Source organism: Cohnella fermenti, assembly GCF_004801405.1.
GTDB classification, from domain to species: domain Bacteria; phylum Bacillota; class Bacilli; order Paenibacillales; family Paenibacillaceae; genus Cohnella; species Cohnella fermenti.
In genome coordinates this window covers 34234-51446 of record NZ_SSOB01000046.1, presented here as the reverse complement: position 1 = coordinate 51446, position 17213 = coordinate 34234, and the positions used below count along the sequence as shown (strand labels likewise).

General features: G+C 59.3%; 11 protein-coding genes. 7 read left to right on the top strand and 4 right to left on the bottom strand.

All coding sequences use genetic code 11. The features are described from left to right. Nucleotides 1-164: 164 nt before the first annotated feature. Entirely contained in the window at nucleotides 165-302 is a 138-nt protein-coding gene (locus E6C55_RS34300) for a hypothetical protein (RefSeq protein WP_211093656.1), read from the bottom strand. 547 nt (nucleotides 303-849) lie between these two features. Between E6C55_RS34300 and E6C55_RS26870 the strand changes: the two genes are divergently transcribed. The 6 genes from E6C55_RS26870 to E6C55_RS26845 all read left to right on the top strand — a co-directional run bounded on the left by E6C55_RS26870 (nucleotide 850) and on the right by E6C55_RS26845 (nucleotide 12361). Then, a complete protein-coding gene (locus E6C55_RS26870; RefSeq protein WP_136372926.1) occupies nucleotides 850-2208 on the top strand; it encodes an extracellular solute-binding protein in 1359 nt (452 codons plus the stop codon). A gap of 128 nt (nucleotides 2209-2336) precedes the next feature. Continuing rightward, nucleotides 2337-3233 (top strand): carbohydrate ABC transporter permease, encoded by an 897-nt coding sequence (locus E6C55_RS26865; protein WP_136372925.1) that lies wholly within the window; start codon nucleotides 2337-2339, stop codon nucleotides 3231-3233. Between the two features lie 13 nt (nucleotides 3234-3246). Continuing rightward, nucleotides 3247-4080, top strand: a complete 834-nt coding sequence (locus E6C55_RS26860; protein ID WP_136372924.1) for a carbohydrate ABC transporter permease — start codon at nucleotides 3247-3249, stop codon at nucleotides 4078-4080. A gap of 36 nt (nucleotides 4081-4116) precedes the next feature. Then, a complete protein-coding gene (locus E6C55_RS26855) occupies nucleotides 4117-5847 on the top strand; it encodes a glycoside hydrolase family 66 protein (protein WP_136372923.1) in 1731 nt (576 codons plus the stop codon). A 201-nt stretch (nucleotides 5848-6048) separates the two neighbouring features. Further along, nucleotides 6049-11406, top strand: a complete 5358-nt coding sequence (locus tag E6C55_RS26850) for a glycoside hydrolase family 66 protein (RefSeq protein ID WP_136372922.1) — start codon at nucleotides 6049-6051, stop codon at nucleotides 11404-11406. Nucleotides 11407-11632: 226 nt separating this feature from the next. After that, entirely contained in the window at nucleotides 11633-12361 is a 729-nt protein-coding gene (locus E6C55_RS26845; protein ID WP_136372921.1) for a hypothetical protein, read from the top strand. A 706-nt stretch (nucleotides 12362-13067) separates the two neighbouring features. Here E6C55_RS26845 and E6C55_RS26840 read toward each other — a convergent pair. The 3 genes from E6C55_RS26840 to E6C55_RS26830 all read right to left on the bottom strand — a co-directional run bounded on the left by E6C55_RS26840 (nucleotide 13068) and on the right by E6C55_RS26830 (nucleotide 16221). Then, nucleotides 13068-13946: a sugar phosphate isomerase/epimerase family protein gene (locus tag E6C55_RS26840; RefSeq protein ID WP_136372920.1), complete on the bottom strand. Its 879-nt coding sequence runs from the start codon at nucleotides 13944-13946 to the stop codon at nucleotides 13068-13070. A gap of 318 nt (nucleotides 13947-14264) precedes the next feature. Next, entirely contained in the window at nucleotides 14265-15122 is an 858-nt protein-coding gene (locus tag E6C55_RS26835; RefSeq protein WP_136372919.1) for a sugar phosphate isomerase/epimerase family protein, read from the bottom strand. 34 nt (nucleotides 15123-15156) lie between these two features. Continuing rightward, nucleotides 15157-16221 (bottom strand): Gfo/Idh/MocA family protein, encoded by a 1065-nt coding sequence (locus E6C55_RS26830; RefSeq protein ID WP_136372918.1) that lies wholly within the window; start codon nucleotides 16219-16221, stop codon nucleotides 15157-15159. 120 nt (nucleotides 16222-16341) lie between these two features. Between E6C55_RS26830 and E6C55_RS26825 the strand changes: the two genes are divergently transcribed. Beyond that, on the top strand, nucleotides 16342-17211 hold the full coding sequence (locus E6C55_RS26825; RefSeq protein WP_456318735.1) for an AraC family transcriptional regulator: 870 nt from the start codon (nucleotides 16342-16344) through the stop codon (nucleotides 17209-17211). Nucleotides 17212-17213 lie beyond the last annotated feature (2 nt).

The window sequence follows — 17213 nt, the reverse complement described above, 5'->3', positions numbered from 1 at the left end:
AAGGTGCCGGCCGCCGGCCTGCGGCCCCGGACCGGCGCAACAAGAAGGAGTTAGTCTCGTGTAGTCTCATTCTCCCGTTCCCCGACGACGACTAACTCCCCTGCGCTGTTCCGCGTCCGCACAATGCTGAGGGTTAGTCTCGTTCTCCCGTTGCCCGACAGCGACTAACTCCCAACGGTAAACCGCGCTCCCGCAACCTCCTCCGTCTCCACCTCCACCTCCGTCTCCACCTCCACCTCCGTCTCCACCTCCACCTCCGTCTCTACCTCCACCTCCACCTCCGTCTCTACCTCCGTCTCCACCTCCGCCTCCGCCTCCGCTCTATCCGCCGAACGACTCCGTCTCCGTCTCCATCTCCGGCAAACACCCCCTCTAACCGCTCTAACCCATCGATCCGGAAGCGATGTGATGCAAAAATACATCTCTTTCGTCCGATTCTGCCTGAAATGACCACATGAGATGCAAAAATACACTTCATTTTCCCGAATTGGTCCAAATCCCGGCAAATCGGCAAAATCAGATGTACTTTTACATTACATTGCCGCCATTCGGCTCCATCAAGCGAAAAGAGATGATCTTTTACACTACATTGCCTCCCCCATGCTCCCCATCAAACGATGAGAGATGTACTTTTGCTTCTCATCCCCCCTTCCCCGTATCGCGGTATCTTTTTTTCGGCAAGGCGTTAGATAGTGCACCGACCTGCAACACGAGTGAAGGGAGCGCTTCGCAATTCGGGAATATAAGCTACCATTCCGGAAGCTTAGGCCCTCTGGGGAAGAGATGATTTTCGCTAAAATGTAAGCGCAATCATATTTTCCATAACGGATAGGGAGGGTCTTTATCACAATGAGCGTAAAAAAAACATGGCCGCTGCTCGCGGCGACCTTATTCACGGCATCCGTCGTTCTGAGCGGCTGCGGCGGGAACAACGGCAATTCGAACGGGACGGAGGCCAGCGGCTCCCCGAGCGTTGAAGCATCGAAGGAGGCGAACCCGTCTCCTTCCGCGTCCGAGAGCGCGGCAGCCGAGGAGAAGCCGGCTACGATCGAATTCTGGCACGCCTACGGCGAAGGCGAGGAGAAGGTGCTGCTCGAGGAGGTGCTGCCGAAGTTCAAGGAGCTGCATCCGAATATTACGGTCAACGCGACGCGGATGCCGACGGAGAACCTCGATCAGCAGGTGCTGACGGCCGTGGCCGGCGGGGCCGCTCCCGACTTGATGCGGATGGACAACACGTGGGTGTCCCGGATGGCGAAGGAAGGAGCTCTGCAGACGGTCGACAGCTTCCCGGGCTTCGACGAGATCAAGGAGCGGTCGTTCGACGGTCCGCTGTCCACGAATCTGTACAATGGCAAGTATTACGGCGTTCCGCTTGACACGAATACGAAGATCGCCATCTACAACAAGGAGCTGCTCGCCGAAGCCGGAGCGACGGAGCCTCCGCAGACGATCGACGAGCTCGTGACGCTCGCCCGCAACCTGAAGGCGAAGGGCAAGTACTACGGCATCACGATCGGCGGCCCCGACGCCTGGAACATGCCTCCGTTCTTCTGGACGCTCGGCGGCTCGATCACCGACGACAACTATACGACGGCCAGCGGTTACCTGAACGGAGAGGCCAGCGTCAAGGCGCTCGAGACGATCATCTCCTGGAATGACGAAGGGCTGCTGGCTCCGCCGATTCTGGGCGGCCAGCCGGGCACGTGGGAAGGGCTTCGCGGAGAAGAAGGCTCGCCCGCCTCTTATATGATGATCAACGACGGTCCGTGGTTCTTCAGCATTCTCGGCGACGCCGTGAAGGACACGATGATTCCGGCCAAGATGCCGAACGGTCCGGACGGCAGCAGCCACTCCGTCATCGGCGGGCAGGACTTGGTCATCTTCAACGGAGCCAAGCAGCCGGAAGCGGCCTGGACGTTCTCGCAATTCCTCTTGTCGGATGAGATCCAGGTGCTGATGGCCGTCAAGACGGGAGCCATTCCGGTCATCAAGACCGCCGCCAATGCGGAAGAGCTCAAGTCGGTCTATTACCTCGACGAGTTCGTGGCGGAGATGGATACGGCGTATGCGAGAACGCCGAGCGCGAACTGGAACCAGATCAGCGACGTGTTCGGCAAGGCGTTCGAGTCTGCCCTGCGCAAGGAAGCTACGGCGCAGGAGGCTCTCGACAAGGCGGCCAAGGAGATCGACGCCCTGCTTCAATAACCCGGAGAACGGGGAGCAACCGGAGATCGGGATACGCCCGAGAACGGGAAGCGGCGAGAAGAAGGGACGGCCCGCGAGCGGGCCGTCTCCCTTCCGTCCGCAGGAGCAAGGGCAGGGAGGGGCAACGGATGGTTAAAGGGTTAAAGCAATATTGGCAGGTTGCGCCGTATTTGACGCTGGGCTTCTTGCTCACGTGCGTGTTCGTTCTGTACCCGCTTGCCAAGGGAATCTATATCAGCTTCTTCGATTACAAGGTCATTCAGCCCTCACTCAGTGAGTTCGTCGGATTCGCCAACTACCGGCAAGCGCTGACGGACCCGACCGTCTATACCGCGCTATGGAATACGCTGCTGTTCGCCGCGGTTACGGTTCCCGGGCAATGGCTGCTCGGCGTCATCGCCGCTACGTTGATCAATATCCAGCTTGTCCGGTTTAAGGTGTTCTTCCGGCTGATCTATTATTTGCCGGTCATCAGCTCCTGGGTCGTGGTCAGCTATCTGTTCAAGTTCCTGTTCGCGGACGGACATTCCGGCATTATCAACTACTTGCTGACGGACATTCTGCACATCGTGCCGGAGCCGATCGCCTGGCTGCAGAATCGCTGGAGCGCGAACGTCGTCATCTGGGCGGTCAGCGTCTGGAAAGGAATCGGATGGGTGATGGTCATGTATCTGGCCGCGCTGCAATCCATTCCGAAGTCGCTGTACGAAGCGGCGCAGATCGACGGGGCGAAGGGAGTGTCCAGCTTCCTGAACATTACGCTTCCGCTGATGCGGCCGATGACCGTCTACGTGGTGATCAACCTGATCATAGGGGCTTTTCAGGCGTTTATTCAGGTTCTGCTCATTACAAGGGGCGGCCCGCTCGATTCCACGCATCTGATGAATACGTACCTGTTCAAGCAGGCATTCGAATACTTCAACTTCGGATACGGCACGGCACTCAGCGTGATGCTGGGCCTCTTGATCTTCATCTTCACCTATGGACAACAGAGGACGTTCGGACGAGAACGGCTCGAATACTAGAGGGAGGCGCGAGATGAGACGACAGAGAGGACTGACCCTTGCGCTCCACATGGCTCTGCTGCTCGGCATGCTGCTTGTTATCGGCCCGTTCGTCTACATGGTTCTGACCTCGCTGACGACGGACAACTTCAGCCTGCCGAGCCCCTACAAGCTGATGCACAGCTCGAAGACCATTCAGAACTACATCGACGCCTGGAACAAAAACCATTTCTCAAGATATTTCGTGAACAGCATCGGGATCTCCGCGGTGACGATGGTTCTGTCGCTGTTCCTTGCTACGCTGACCGCTTACGGGTTCGCCCGCTTTTCTTTTCCCGCGAAGGAGCCGCTCTTCAAGCTGTTCCTGTTCTCCATGTTCGTGCCGGCGCTGCTCAACATCATCCCGCAGTTCACGATTCTGAAGACGCTCCATCTCGTGGACACGTATCCCGGCCTTATTCTGCTCTATGCGGGAACCGGGGTCGTGGGCGGCACGTTCTTCCTGCGCGGCTTCTTCGAACGGATTCCGACGGAGCTGGAGGAATCGATCGTCATCGACGGCGGAGGCAAGTGGACGCTCTATCGCAGCATCTACATTCCCTTGTCCCTGCCGGCCATCGGAACGCTCGGCATCTTCTCCTTCTCCGGGACGTGGGATGAATTCATCGTGGCGCTGACGCTGATCAAGACGGAGTCGCACCGAACGCTGCCGATCGCGCTTCAACTGTTCCAAGGCCAATATGCGACGTATTACGGGCTGTTCTTCGCCGCTTCGATGATGGCGCTGCTTCCGATCATTCTGATCTTCCTGATCTTCCAGAAGCAGTTCGTCAATCCGAACATGTCGGAGGGCAGCGTGAAGGGATAATCCGAAGTTCCAATAGCCGGAAGGGGAAAAAGTACCATGAGCAAAAACGACACCATCGACGTCATTCCGAACAAAGCGCAATACAAGCCGGGGGAAGAGGTGCGGCTTCGGTTCCGGGACGGGGGCGGACGGAGTCTTGCCGGCTGGTCCTACGAATTCGTGCTGATGGATCAGAATCGGCCGATCCGGACCGGAACGGGGGATTGCACCGCAGATATTTATCTGGAGCCGGTGGGCGAAGGCTCGGGAGCGTACGGCGTCTTCCTGACGATGAACGGGCCGGGCGGCGAGCTCGCGTCGGCGGAGACCGCGTTCGACGTTGCGGAGCATTGGCGGGAGGCACCTCGGTACGGCTTCTTGAGCGACTTCGCTCCGGAGGAGGAAGGGGACGAGGAGGATGTCGAATTCCTGAATCGGAGCCATATCAACGTTGTGCAGTTTTACGACTGGATGTATCGGCACGACCGCTTGCTGACGAAGGAGGAGCCGTTCGTCGATCCGCTCGGCCGCCGCCTCTCCCACCGGGTCGTGCGCGAGAAGATCGAGGCTCTCCGGATACGAGGAATCGCTTCTCTCGCGTATGCGGCCGTCTACGGCGCGCTTCCCGATTATGTGAAGGAGCACCCGGAGCAGGCGCTTTATCAGAATAATGGACGCGCTTACTCGCTGGGCGGTTTTTTCTACATTATGGATATCTCTTCGGATTCGGACTGGACCCGGCACCTTCTCGGCCAGCTTGAGGAAGCGCTTGAGGGGATGGGCTTCGACGGCTTCCATCTGGATCAATACGGCTTCCCGAAGAAGGCGATTCGCAAGGCGCGCGGCGGGGACGAGGTCGTCCGGCTGAAGGACCTCTATCCCTCGTTCATCAACCAGGTGCGGGAGCGGGTGTCCGTTCTCCGTCCGGATGCGGGGCTGATCTTCAATAATGTAAGCAATTATCCGGTGCATACGACGGCGGGGGCCGATCAGGACGTGATCTACATCGAGGTGTGGGACCCGGTGACGCAGCTCAGGGACGTTAAACAGATCATCGATTGGGCGAGAATGCTGTCGGGCAAGCAGGTTGTTCTGGCCGCATACCTCCCCGCCTTCCATCCCGACAAAGGAATCGACCCGCATCAGGCCGAGATCGGCGCCAGGTTGGCCATGGGGACGATCTTCGCCAGCGGAGGCTACCACCTGCTGCTCGGGGAGCGGGAGAGCGTGCTCGCCGACAGCTACTACCCGAAGTACGGCGCGATGACGGACTCGCTGCGCAGCGTTGTGCAGAGGCATTACGACTTTATCGTCATGTACCGCGGCTTGCTGTTCGACCACGAGCTGGACGACATCTCGATGACGTATTCGGGCGGCATCAATACGGAAGTTGTTGTCTCGAAGGAAGGAGTCGCCTTCACGCCGGTCGGTCGCCCCGGTGCGGTATGGACGATCGTGAAGGAGAAGCCGGGATATCTGATCGTTCATCTCCTGAATCTGGACGGCGTGAGCGACGACAGCTGGCATTCCGCGAAGGAACGGGAGCCGACGCCGCTCGCCGGAATCGAGATCCGGGCCGAGCTGTGGGAGGAGATCGAGCACGTCTATTGGGCGACTCCGGACGGAGACAGCATCCGGCCGGAGGAGCTCCGTCACGAGCGGATCGCGCGGGAAGGAGAGGGAGAAGGCGGGGATCGCATCCGCGTCGTGCTGCCGAGCTTGCTCTACTGGTCCATGGTTGTTCTCAAGACGAAGCCGGGGATGCCGATGGGCTTGGTGCAGGAATAGGCGAAGGAATAAGAGAAGCGGTTGAAGGAGCAGGAATGCTTGAATGCGGAAGGTGCTCAGGCGTCTGACGGACGGGGGCGCTGAAGCGTTGAGTGCCGAGGACGATCAAGCCGCTTAAAGGAGGTGATGCCTGGCATCGGAACCGGTGTCGAGTGACGGATTTATCGCAATTATTCCAGAGAGTGAGAGGAGCAAATCGTAATGCGCAAACGTTTGAACCGATGTGTCGCCGCCCTGCTGGCGCTCGCATTGATTCTAACCCTCGTTCCTTCGGGAATAACGCTGGCGGCGGCCAGCGGAATCGTCAAGCGGGTGTACACGGACAAGTCTATTTATGATCCCGGAGCCTCCGTCCTGATAACGGCCGAGATCACGAACGACTCCGGTTCCGCTTACAGCGGCAACGTAAATCTGACCATCTCCCATCTGGAGACAGCGGTGTATACCGCCTCGCAGACGGTCAGCGTAGGGACGGGAGCTTCGACGACGGTGACGTTCCCCTGGACGGCTCCGACGACGGACTTCCAAGGCTACTTCGTCAAAGTGGACGCCGGCACCGCCGGGTCGGGTGCTACGGCGATCGACGTCTCGAGCACCTTCACCAAGTACCCGCGTTACGGCTTCATCAGCGAGATGAGCTCGTCCGAGACATTGTCGCAGAGCCAGGCGAAGGTCGACCAGTTGGCCCAGGACTACCACATTAACGCCTGGCAATTTTACGACTGGATGTACCGCCATGAGAAAATGATCAAAAGAACGGGAAGCACGATCGATTCGACGTGGACCGACCTGTTCAACCGGGAGATCTCCTGGCAGACGCTGCAGAATCAGATCTCGGCCGTACACGACGTCGGCGGGTCGGCTCTCGCTTACGCGATGGCTTATGGCGCCCGGGAAGGCTATTCGACGTACGGCATCGATCCGCAATGGGGCATCTACGAGGATGCGGCCCATTCGAACCAGTACGATGTCGACTTCAACAACGGCAAGTATCTGTACATGTTCGATCCGGCGAATACGAACTGGCAGAACTACATCAATTCCGAATACATCGACGCGATCGACACGGCCGGCTTCGACGGTATCCAGGTCGACCAGATGGGACAGCGCGATACGGTGTATACGTACAACGGGACATCGATCGATCTGTCTTCGCGGTTCACCCCCTTCATCAACCAGGCCAAGTCGGCGCTCACGGCGAACGACGCGGAGAAGAACAAGCTGACCTTCAACATCGTGGACGGCACGGTGAACGGTTGGGCGGCGAACGACGTCGCTGCGAATTCGGACGCCGACTTCCTGTTCAGCGAGATCTGGTGGCTCTCGAGCAGCTACGGCCAGCTCAAGAACTACATCGACAGCCTGCGCGCGCAGAGCGACAACAAGGCGGTCGTGCTTGCCGGCTACATGAACTATCAAGAGAATATCGGCACTCGCTATGAAGCGGAGAGCGCAACCTTGACGAGCACGGCGACGAACACGGACCACACCGGCTACACCGGAACGGGCTTCGTCGATCAGTTCGCGACCTCCGGAGACGCGGTGACATTCACGATCAATGCGCCGGAAGCGGGCAAGTATTCGCTTGTGTTCCGCTACGGCAACGCCGGCAGCGCGGCGACCCGCAACCTGTATGTCGACGGCGCGCTCAGCACAACGCTGACGTTCCCGACGCTGGCGAACTGGGACACGTGGTCGCACGAGATCTGGCACCAGGTGACGCTGACGGCGGGATCGCACACGATCAAGCTGGCGTACGATTCCGCCAACACGGGCGCGATCAACCTCGACAGCCTCACGCTCGGCACGTTCGACGAGAACTCGGTTCGCCTGGCGGATGCGATGATGGCGGCAAGCGGGGCATCGCACATCGAGCTTGGCGAAGACGGGCAGATGCTCGCTCACGAATATTATCCGAACAAGAGCAAGAGCGTCCGCAACTCTCTTAAGAACGCGATGAAGGATCAGTACAATTTTATTACCGCGTATGAGAACCTGCTGTATGACGAAGACGTGGTAACGAACGACGCGGGCAACCAATTCGTCACGATGAGCGGAGTGACGACGAGCGGCGACGGGACCGGCAACACCGTATGGAACATCCTGAAGCGGACGCCGGACTACAACATCGTTCATCTCATCAACCTGCTGAATAACGACAACGAGTGGCGCAACAGCGCGAATCAGCCGACGTTCAAGACGAACGTGGCGACCAAGGTATACATCGGCAACGACGAGGCCGTCTCGAACGTCTATGTCGCTTCTCCGGATCTGAACCACGGCGCCACGCAGGAGCTGACGTTCACGACCGGCACGGATTCGAACGGCAAGTACGTATCGTTCACGCTGCCGAACCTGAACTACTGGGACATGATCTACATGAAGCGGACGTTCACGACGCCGACGAACGACCTCTATGAAGCCGAGTCGGCGATCAAGACGAACGTGGCCGTGGATACGGATCATACGGGCTATTCCGGCTCCGGCTTCGTCGATCAGTTCGAGACGGCGAACGACGGCGTGTCGTTCATCGTCGATATTCCGGAGGACGGAGACTACAAGCTGAAGCTTCGCTACGGCAACGGAGGAAGCGCCGCGACGAGGAACGTCTACATCGACGGCGCCTTGGCAGGCACGGCGAGCTTCGCGAATACCGGCAACTGGGACACGTGGGGAACCGCCGAACTGACCGTCTCGCTGAAGGCGGGCTACCGCAGCGTCGTGGTCTGGTACACCTCGACGAATGCAGGGGCGATCAATCTCGATTATTTGGATATCGATCAGATCGGCGTGACCGATCCCGATCCGGACCCAGATCCAGACCCAGATCCAGACCCGGACCCGGACCCAGATCCGGAGGATGGGAGCGATGATCCGGATGCGGTCGTGACCGGCACGCAGCCAACCGATCGCTCGATCACAAGCCTCTACATGAGCAACTGGGACGATTCGGTCAACCTGTGGATGGCGAGCAAGCTGTCCCAGAACGACACGGGATCGAACGGTCCGCGCATCGGCGAGATGAGAATCGCCAGCGACTATTCGACGAATCAGATCAAGGATTACACGAGCTTCTTCCGCAACGAGACGAGCGGAGTCAAGTACGATCAGCCGAACAATTTTGCCAGCGAAGCCTACTACGACGACGGCGGCATTCTGAGAACGAAGTACCTGCAATACGGAACGAGCAGCATGCCGATCACCGTGAAGAAGAAGTACGCGATGGTTCCGAACGAGGACTTCACCGTCGCGACGATGACCTTCACGAACAACAACTCCACGCCGATCGAATACAACCTGCTGGAGCAGATCCATGCGAACAACAAGTCGATCGGGTCTTCGGATACGACGCACCACGCTTGGTACGACTCGACCCGCAACGCGATGTTCGTCGACATGAGCAGCTCGGGGCAATACTATCTCGCCCTCGGCGCGTTCCAGACGATGGACGGCCACCAGGTCGCCAGCGATACGGTGTCCTCGCTGTCGGCGAGCAATGTGGCCGCGTGGTACACGTTCGACAACGACGGGACGGTCAAGAACAACAACGACGTCTACGCGACCGACATCAGCATGGCGTTCCAGGACCGCTTCACGATTCCGGCGAACAGCTCGGTGCAGCTCAGCTTCGTCGCCTCGGTGCAGCCGACGCTGGCCGCGGCTCAGGCGGCGGTCGACACGGCGCGCGGGCAGACGGCCGCTTACTGGATGACGGAGACGGCATCCCGCTATGACGATTGGATGACGGAAGCCGGCAAGAAGACGGTCGACTTCGACGACAACGGGCTTGACGCGATGTACCGCAGAGGGCTGATCACGATCAAGAACGCGATGAATCCGACCTACGGAGGCATTCCGGCGACGACGAATCCGATCGCCTACGGCTACAAGGTATGGGCGCGCGATTCCGCGGTGACGGCGATGGTTCTCGACCAGGCGGGCTTCCACGAGGAGGCGGAGAAGTACTGGTACTGGCTGGCGGATCGTCAGAGCACGGACGGCTCGTTCAAGACGACGTTCGACTTCTGGACCAATTCGTACGTCAGCTTCGTGGAGCCGGAGCATGATTCGATCGGGATTTTCCTGATTGGGGCCTACCAGCACTACAAGCTGACCGGAGACACGACGTTCCTGAACAACATCTGGACGAAGTATCGCAAGTCCGCCGACTACGTCTGGTCCAATCTCGGTTCGGACCCTTACGGATTAGGCGTCGCCGACTCGAGCATCTGGGAAGAACAGATCGAGTACAACACGTTTACCCAGGCGCTGTACGTGGCGGGGCTGGATGCCGCGCAATACATGGCGAAGGCGAAGGGGCTTCCGGCTGTCGCCGACGACTACAACGGAGCGGCCAGCAAGATCCGCACCAACATTCAGAAGTCGGATACGGAGAGCGTGAAGGGGCTGTGGAATTCTGCGAACGGCTACTTCAACCGGGCGGTGACGACCAGCGGCGGAGCGAACACGCTCGTCGACGGCTCCTCCAATGCGCTGATCGTATTCGGCGTGCTTGACGCCTTGTCCTCCAGGGCCGTCAGCCATGTCAACAAGATCAAGACGAACCTGCAGCATGACAATTACGGAGTGGCGCGCTACGACGGGGATACGTTCTACTATACGTCGCCATGGAGCCCTGCCGGCAACGAAGCGCTCAGCGACGAGCCGTCCTGGCCGCAGATGAGCACGTATGTCGCCCTTAACCACATCTACCGGGGGGAAAATACGACTGCACTCAACTACCTGAAGTGGATCGCGTCGCGAACCGGCGTCGGCTACATGGCGCAAGGGGAATCGGTGTCGCGCATCGACCTGAAGCCGCTTATCAGCACCGCCGTCGAGCCGGTGACGGCCGCCTGGTTTATTCTGGGCGCGCTCACGTACACGGGGCAGGCGGACGTCCGCATCGTCTCGCCGCAGTCGAACGCAGGCGCGTACAAGACGATCAGCGTGACGACGAGCGTGGCGAGCGACCTGTCGCAGTGGAGCAACGTACCGTATTATATGGATGCCAAGCAAGACACGGCTTCGGGCTCCGCCGACACGGACATCGTCCGCGCTTATGTCAGCAACGATGCGAGCAACCTGTACATTCGTCTGAAGAATGCCAGCGGATCGCTGTCCGCCTATGACACCGCTCCGAGGTTCGGCGTCCAGGTGTATGGCACCGACCTCAAGAACGGCACGGCGGCATCGAAGACGACCGGCCTGAACGGCGGCACGCTGGAGCGGGCGATGCAATACATGGTCAGCCGCACGAGCGACAGCGCCGATTATACGAAGTATGGCGTCTCCGGCAGCGCTTGGACATCGGGCGGAACGATCTCCGGCGTCACTGCGCCGCAGTGGAGCGCGACAACCGGCGACATCGAGATTGTCGTTCCGCTGTCCGCCCTGTCCAGCACCGGCTCGGCGGCGACGGGAGACTGGACGTACCTGAACATCGTCCTGTCCCGCCAGGACCCGACGACGCTCGCCTGGTCGGATGACGACCAGATCGCCCTCCACTACCGCGTGACGACGACCGGGGAGACCTGGTACTACGGGAACGCGGAGTAAGGGAGTCGCCTCGCAGGGGGAGCAGTCTCGCTAACGGGAGTGGCCCGTCTCTGCGGGTGCCTTGCAGATGCGGTTCGCCCCTCGCGGCGAGTTGACGCCAAAAAAGTAGTGGATAAATCTGGGTGATTCCTTTATACTGGGACTAACAGTGACGAAGAACGTCCTGATCCGCTCGTTGGAGCGTTTCAGGGCGTTCTTTGTCTATTTTCCGGGAGGGATGATGAGGATGGTTGTGGGAACTGGGGCAGGATTCGGAGCAGGAGCAGGGACAGGAGCGGGATTTGAAGCGGCGCACGGGCAGTTTATTCAGGCGCATCTGGAGAAGAGGAAGGGAGAGCGGAGAGGGAGGCTGGAGAGAGGGCACCGGGAAGCGGAGAAGCTGTTCTGCAAGAATGTCTGGTGGCCTCTGCGCGGCAGCTTCGAGGGACTGCATCCGGAGTATGAGGTGTTCGATTGGCGGGGAATGAGCTTCTTCTGCGACTTCGCGTGGATTACGGGGCAGGTGAAGCTCGTCATCGAGATCAAAGGCTTCGGTCCGCACGTGCGGGATATGGATCGCAAGAAATATAGCAACGAGCTGAATCGGGAGACGTTCCTCACGGCGATGGGACATATCGTCATCTCGTTCTCCTACGACGACGTCGCAGATCGGCCGGAGCTGTGCCGAACGCTGCTGCGAATGGTGCTGAGCCGGTTCCAGACGGAGGCGGGGGAGGCGGAAGGGAAACGAGCATCTATCACCGAGAAGGAGATCGTTCGCTTGGCCCACACGCTTGCGCGCGCAGTGAGGCCGATCGACGTGGTCAGACATCTGGGCGTCAATCAGCGGAGCGCGGTTAAGTATCTGAATTCCCTATGCGAGCGGGGGCTGTTCAGCCCTATTAGAGCCAGCGGCAGCGATCGTATCATGAAGTACGAGCTTCGAGAGAATTCGGCGGAGAAGCTGTGGCGATAATCTCTGAATGAGGCAGCCTTTTGGTGGGGATGAAGCGTTGAGGCTGCCTTACTGGGAGAGTGCGTCCCCTTCCTCCGTGGAGAAGAAGCGCTTCTCTTGGGAGAAGGGGATGAGAAGCAAAAGTACATCTCTTTTTGCTCGATGGGGCTAATTAGAGGCAATGTAATGTAAAAGTACATCTGATTCTGCCGATTTACCGAGAATAGGGCCAATTTGAGAAAATGAAGTGTATTTTTACATCTCTTAGTATCATTTCAAGGGAAATCAGAGAGAAGAGATGTATTTTTGCATCACATGGCTTCCGCACCGATGGGCTGGATGAGTTGTCTGCTTGAGAAGGGAGAGTCGTTCGGCGGACGGAGCGAGGCGGTGGAGGGGGACGGATCAACGTAGGGAGTTAGTCGAAGTCGGGGAACGGGAGAACAAGAGTAATCATCAGCAATGTGCGGGAACGGAACTGAGTAGGGAAGTTAGTCGTAGTCGGGGAACGGGGGAATGAGAGTAATCCTCGGCAATGTGCGGGGGCGGAACAGAGTAGAGGAGTTAGTCGCAGTTGGGGAACGGGGGAACGGAAGTAATCCTCGGCAATGTGCGGGGGCGGAACGGAGTAGAGGAGTTAGTCGCAGTCGGGGAACGGGAGAACGGGAGTAAGCTTCAAGCAACAAACACTCCCCGGGGAGGCGTGTCCTCGGGGAGTGGAGCTCGCTTAACGGTACCGCTTCAGGAACTCGACCGCCTTGGCGATGTCGCGGGCGGGGTCGGCGCCGACTTCGCGTTCGATGGTGAGATAGCCGCCGAAGCCGATGTCGGCGAGCGCCGCGAGGTAGGCGTTCCAGTCGACGGAGCCTTCGCCGAGCGGCACTTCGCGGAAGTAGACGCCGGATTCGACCTGCATGGCGAGCTTCTCGTGGTCCATCGGCTCGAAGCCGAGCGCGCCGTAGATGTAGCGCGGGTCAACCTCCTGCAGCCGGATGCCGTCCTTCGCGTGGGTGTGCACGATGTAGTCGCGCAGCGTGTACACGCCCTGGACGGGATCGTCGCCGGTCACCATAACGAGGTTGGCCGGGTCGTAGTTGACCGAGACGCCGTTCGTGCTCAGCGTATCGAGGAAGCTCTTCAGCCGGGCGGACGTCTCCGGTCCGGTCTCGATCGCGAAGTAAGCGTTCAGGCTGCTTGCGTAAGTGCTGAGTTCTTCGCAGGCGGACTGCATCGCTGCATAGACGGCGCTGCTTGGGTCCTCCTGCACGATGCCGATGTGCGTCGTCACGATGTTCGTGCCGAGCTCGACGGCCAGATCGAGAATGCGCTTCGACTTCTCGATCTTCCAAGGGTTCTCGCGGGCGTCTTGGAAGCCGTGGCCGCCGAGATCGCCGACGAGCGCGGAGATGCGCAGTCCGTGCGAGTCCAGCTCATCCCGAAGCTCGCGGATACGGGCCTTGGTAATAACGGCGGGGTCCATCTCGCCGCTCACCGCATAGATCTGAACGCCGTCGGCGCCGACTTCCTTCGCCTTGCGCAGCCCTTCGCTGACGCCGACGCGGAAGCTGTCCACGATGACGCCGATCGGATTCGTTATTGGAACCATGATTGGGAACACTCCTTTGCTTCGCATATCAGAAAGTCATACCGCTCAATCGCCGGATACCAACTGGAAACCGTCGGATACCGCCAGATACCAGGAATTTATGTGAAATTTCATATTCGTGCAGCGTGATATTGGGCAGGTTGGACGATTGGGCAGGTTGGACGATTTTATGTGAAAAATAACATACATAGAGAAAATTACGGCTCGAGTTGCCGCATGTATGCTAAAAATCACATAAAACGTCGCGATTCCCGCTCATTCCCGCCAATGAATGTGAAAAACCACATAAAATCGCAACCGACACCCTGACAGTAATGGTTAAACTTCGTTCCAGATCCGGCGCGCGTTGTCCAGCCCGAGCCGCGCTCCGAGGCGGCAAGGCTCGAGCCCTTCGAATTCGAGCGACAGATAGCCGTCGTAGCCGGACGCCTTCACGACTCGCAGCACCTCGCGGGTGTCGATGTCGCCGTGGCCGAAGATCGCTCCGCGCAGGTGATTGCCGGCCGCCGTCGGGAACCAGCCTTCGCCGGGGCGCACGTTCTCCGCGCGCACGTAGAAGTCCTTCAAGTGAACGATCGACGCACTCGCGATCGTACGCTTCACCGCGGCGACCGAGTTCTCGTCCGCGCACAGGAAGTTGCCGATGTCGAGCGTCAGTCGGAAGTTCGGATGACTGGCGGCATCGATCAGCGCAAGCACGCGCTCGCTGCCTTGCATGAAGTAGCCGTGGTTCTCCAGGCTGGTGACGACGCCCCGCTGCTCCGCGTATTCGGCGATGCGGCGGCAGGCGGCCGCGAGCTTCGGAAGCTCGCGCTGGAAGCGCTCCGTCGACGTGTCTTCTCCGAACGCGACGTCGTGGCGCATCTTCTTCGCACCGAGCGCGGCGGCGATGTCGACTTCCTTCATGACGCGGGCGATCTCGGCTTCATAGGCCTCTTCGTTCTCCGTGTCGAACTCGGCCCGGATCGCGTAATTCGAGATATCGATCCCCCTTGCCGAGGCTCGCTCCTTAATCTGCTCGATAAGCGAAGGCTCTCCCGTCAGATCGTACCCGATCGGGACAATCTCGACGTGTTCTCCCTCATGATCGGCGATCCAGTCGATGACGTCCAGAACGGTCATCTCGCCCGCGTTCAGAGCGCCTTGCAGGCTGTACGTGCTAAGTCCAAGCTTCATTGGGATAAGTCTCCTTCCGTTCAACGAGTCTCAATCAGTCCAGCCGGATCTCGATGCCCTTCTCGGCCGACTCGTACACCGCGCGAAGCATCTTCATGACGGCGACGCCGTCCTCGACCGGGCTGAGCGGCTCCGTTCCGTTCTGAACGGAGGCGACGAAGTGGGCGATCTCCTCCTGGAAAGCCTTCGCGAAGTTGAAGCCCTTGTCGTCGGTCTGGGGAGCGATGTTCACCATAATGTCGTGCTTCTCGGTCGCGATCTTCACTTCCGGGTCGACCTCGAAGCCGCCCTTCGTGCCGAACAGCTTGACGAACGACTCGTCCTTGCTGGCGTGCAGCGTGAAGCTGACATCGACGAGCAGCGAGGCTCCGTTCTCGAAGCGGATGACCGCGTTCGCCAGATCCTCGACGGTGTTCAGCGACGCATCGTAGTCCGCCGCCTTGTAGAAGCTGAGCCCCTGCACATTCGAACGGTTGCCCAGCTTATGGTACACATTGCCGCTGACCGATACCGGCTTCGGCTTGCCCATCAGGTACCAGATCAGATCGATGACGTGCACGCCGATGTCGATCAGCGGACCGCCGCCGGAGCGGGCGACGTCGGCGAACCAGCCGCCCGGATTGCCGAGGCGGCGAAGGTTGGATGCCTTCGCGTAATAGAGCTCCCCGAACTCGCCGAGCTCGGCGAACCGCTTCAACAACTGGGCGTTCGGGTCGAAGCGGCGAACGAAGCCGACCTGCAGGATGCGGTCCGACGAGCGGACGGCTTCCTGGACGCGCAGAGCTTCCTCGACCGTCCGGCTGAGCGGCTTCTCGACGAGCACATGCTTGCCGGCGCGAATCGCCTGGATTGCGAGGTCGGCGTGCGTGTTGTTCCAGGTGCAGATGCTGACCGCATCGATCTGAGGATCGGCGAGCAGCTCGGAGACATTCGAATAGCTTCGTTCCGCGTTGTATTTCCGTGCGGTCTCGGCGGCGCGTTCCGCGTTCATGTCCGCGACGGCGACCAGCTTGACATCCGGGTGGGCGGCATAGGCGTCCAAGTGTGCGAACGAGATCGAACCGGTGCCGATGACGCCGATATTGACGGTTTTTGCCACGTGTAATCGCTCCTTATCGGGTTTGCTTCTCTCACAAGGTAATATAGAATGAATAGAGGAATAGAGCCATGAACGGTCATGCTGAACTTTTGTAAAATCGTGCGACAGGAGGTGAGGGACTTGGACAAATCCCCGATGCTTCGAGAAGAGATGGATATGCCGGACCCGCTGTTCCCGATGAAGATTCACCGCAATCGCTTCGGCAAGTCCGGCCAGACCACATTCCCTAACCACTGGCACGCGCATCTGGAATTCATCCATGTCATGGAAGGCGAAGCGCGGTTCACGTGCAACGCCGAGCAGTACGACGCGAAGCCGGGAGACATCTTCGTCTTCAACAGCACGGACCTTCACTACGGCATTACTCTGTCCGAGAACGTGTTCTATTACGCGATCATCATCGATCCCGTTCTGCTGCACAGCCGCACGGTCGATGCGGTGGAGACGAAGTACATCGCTCCGATCGCGAGCAGCCGGCTTCGCTTCGCGAACAAGGTGTCCGACGATCCGCTTGTTCGGGAGAGCCTGACTTCGCTGATCGAGGAGTTTTTCGGCGAGGCGTTCGGGTACGAGCTGGCCGTCAAGTCCTGGATCTATCGTCTGCTGACCGCGCTGCTTCGCCATCACGTCGCTGTACAATTTTCCCATGAGGAGTATTCGTCCCGGCTTCGCAAGCTCGAGAGGATCGACCCGGTGCTGCGCCACATCGAGGAGCATTACTCGCGCAAGCTGTCCGTCGAGGAGCTGGCCGCCGTCGCGAAGATGAGCCGGTACCACTTCGGACGGACGTTCAAGGAGCTGACGGACCGTTCGGTGACCGACTACATCAACTTCGTGCGCGTCAATCGCAGCGAGTTCGACCTTCGCCATTCGGACAAGACGATCACGGAGATCGCGCTCACCCACGGGTTCCACGATGTCTATTACTTCAGCCGCCTGTTCAAAAGCTACAAAGGTGTCCCCCCCACCGCACTGCGCAAAACGAACTAAAG

Coding starts and splice junctions, on each gene's coding strand:
- E6C55_RS26860 (WP_136372924.1), top strand. CDS start 3,247: ATGAGACGACAGAGAGGACTGACCCTTGCGCTCCACATGGCTCTGCTG.
- E6C55_RS26845 (WP_136372921.1), top strand. CDS start 11,633: ATGGTTGTGGGAACTGGGGCAGGATTCGGAGCAGGAGCAGGGACAGGA.
- E6C55_RS26870 (WP_136372926.1), top strand. CDS start 850: ATGAGCGTAAAAAAAACATGGCCGCTGCTCGCGGCGACCTTATTCACG.
- E6C55_RS26850 (WP_136372922.1), top strand. CDS start 6,049: ATGCGCAAACGTTTGAACCGATGTGTCGCCGCCCTGCTGGCGCTCGCA.
- E6C55_RS26835 (WP_136372919.1), bottom strand. CDS start 15,122: ATGAAGCTTGGACTTAGCACGTACAGCCTGCAAGGCGCTCTGAACGCG.
- E6C55_RS26865 (WP_136372925.1), top strand. CDS start 2,337: ATGGTTAAAGGGTTAAAGCAATATTGGCAGGTTGCGCCGTATTTGACG.
- E6C55_RS26840 (WP_136372920.1), bottom strand. CDS start 13,946: ATGGTTCCAATAACGAATCCGATCGGCGTCATCGTGGACAGCTTCCGC.
- E6C55_RS26855 (WP_136372923.1), top strand. CDS start 4,117: ATGAGCAAAAACGACACCATCGACGTCATTCCGAACAAAGCGCAATAC.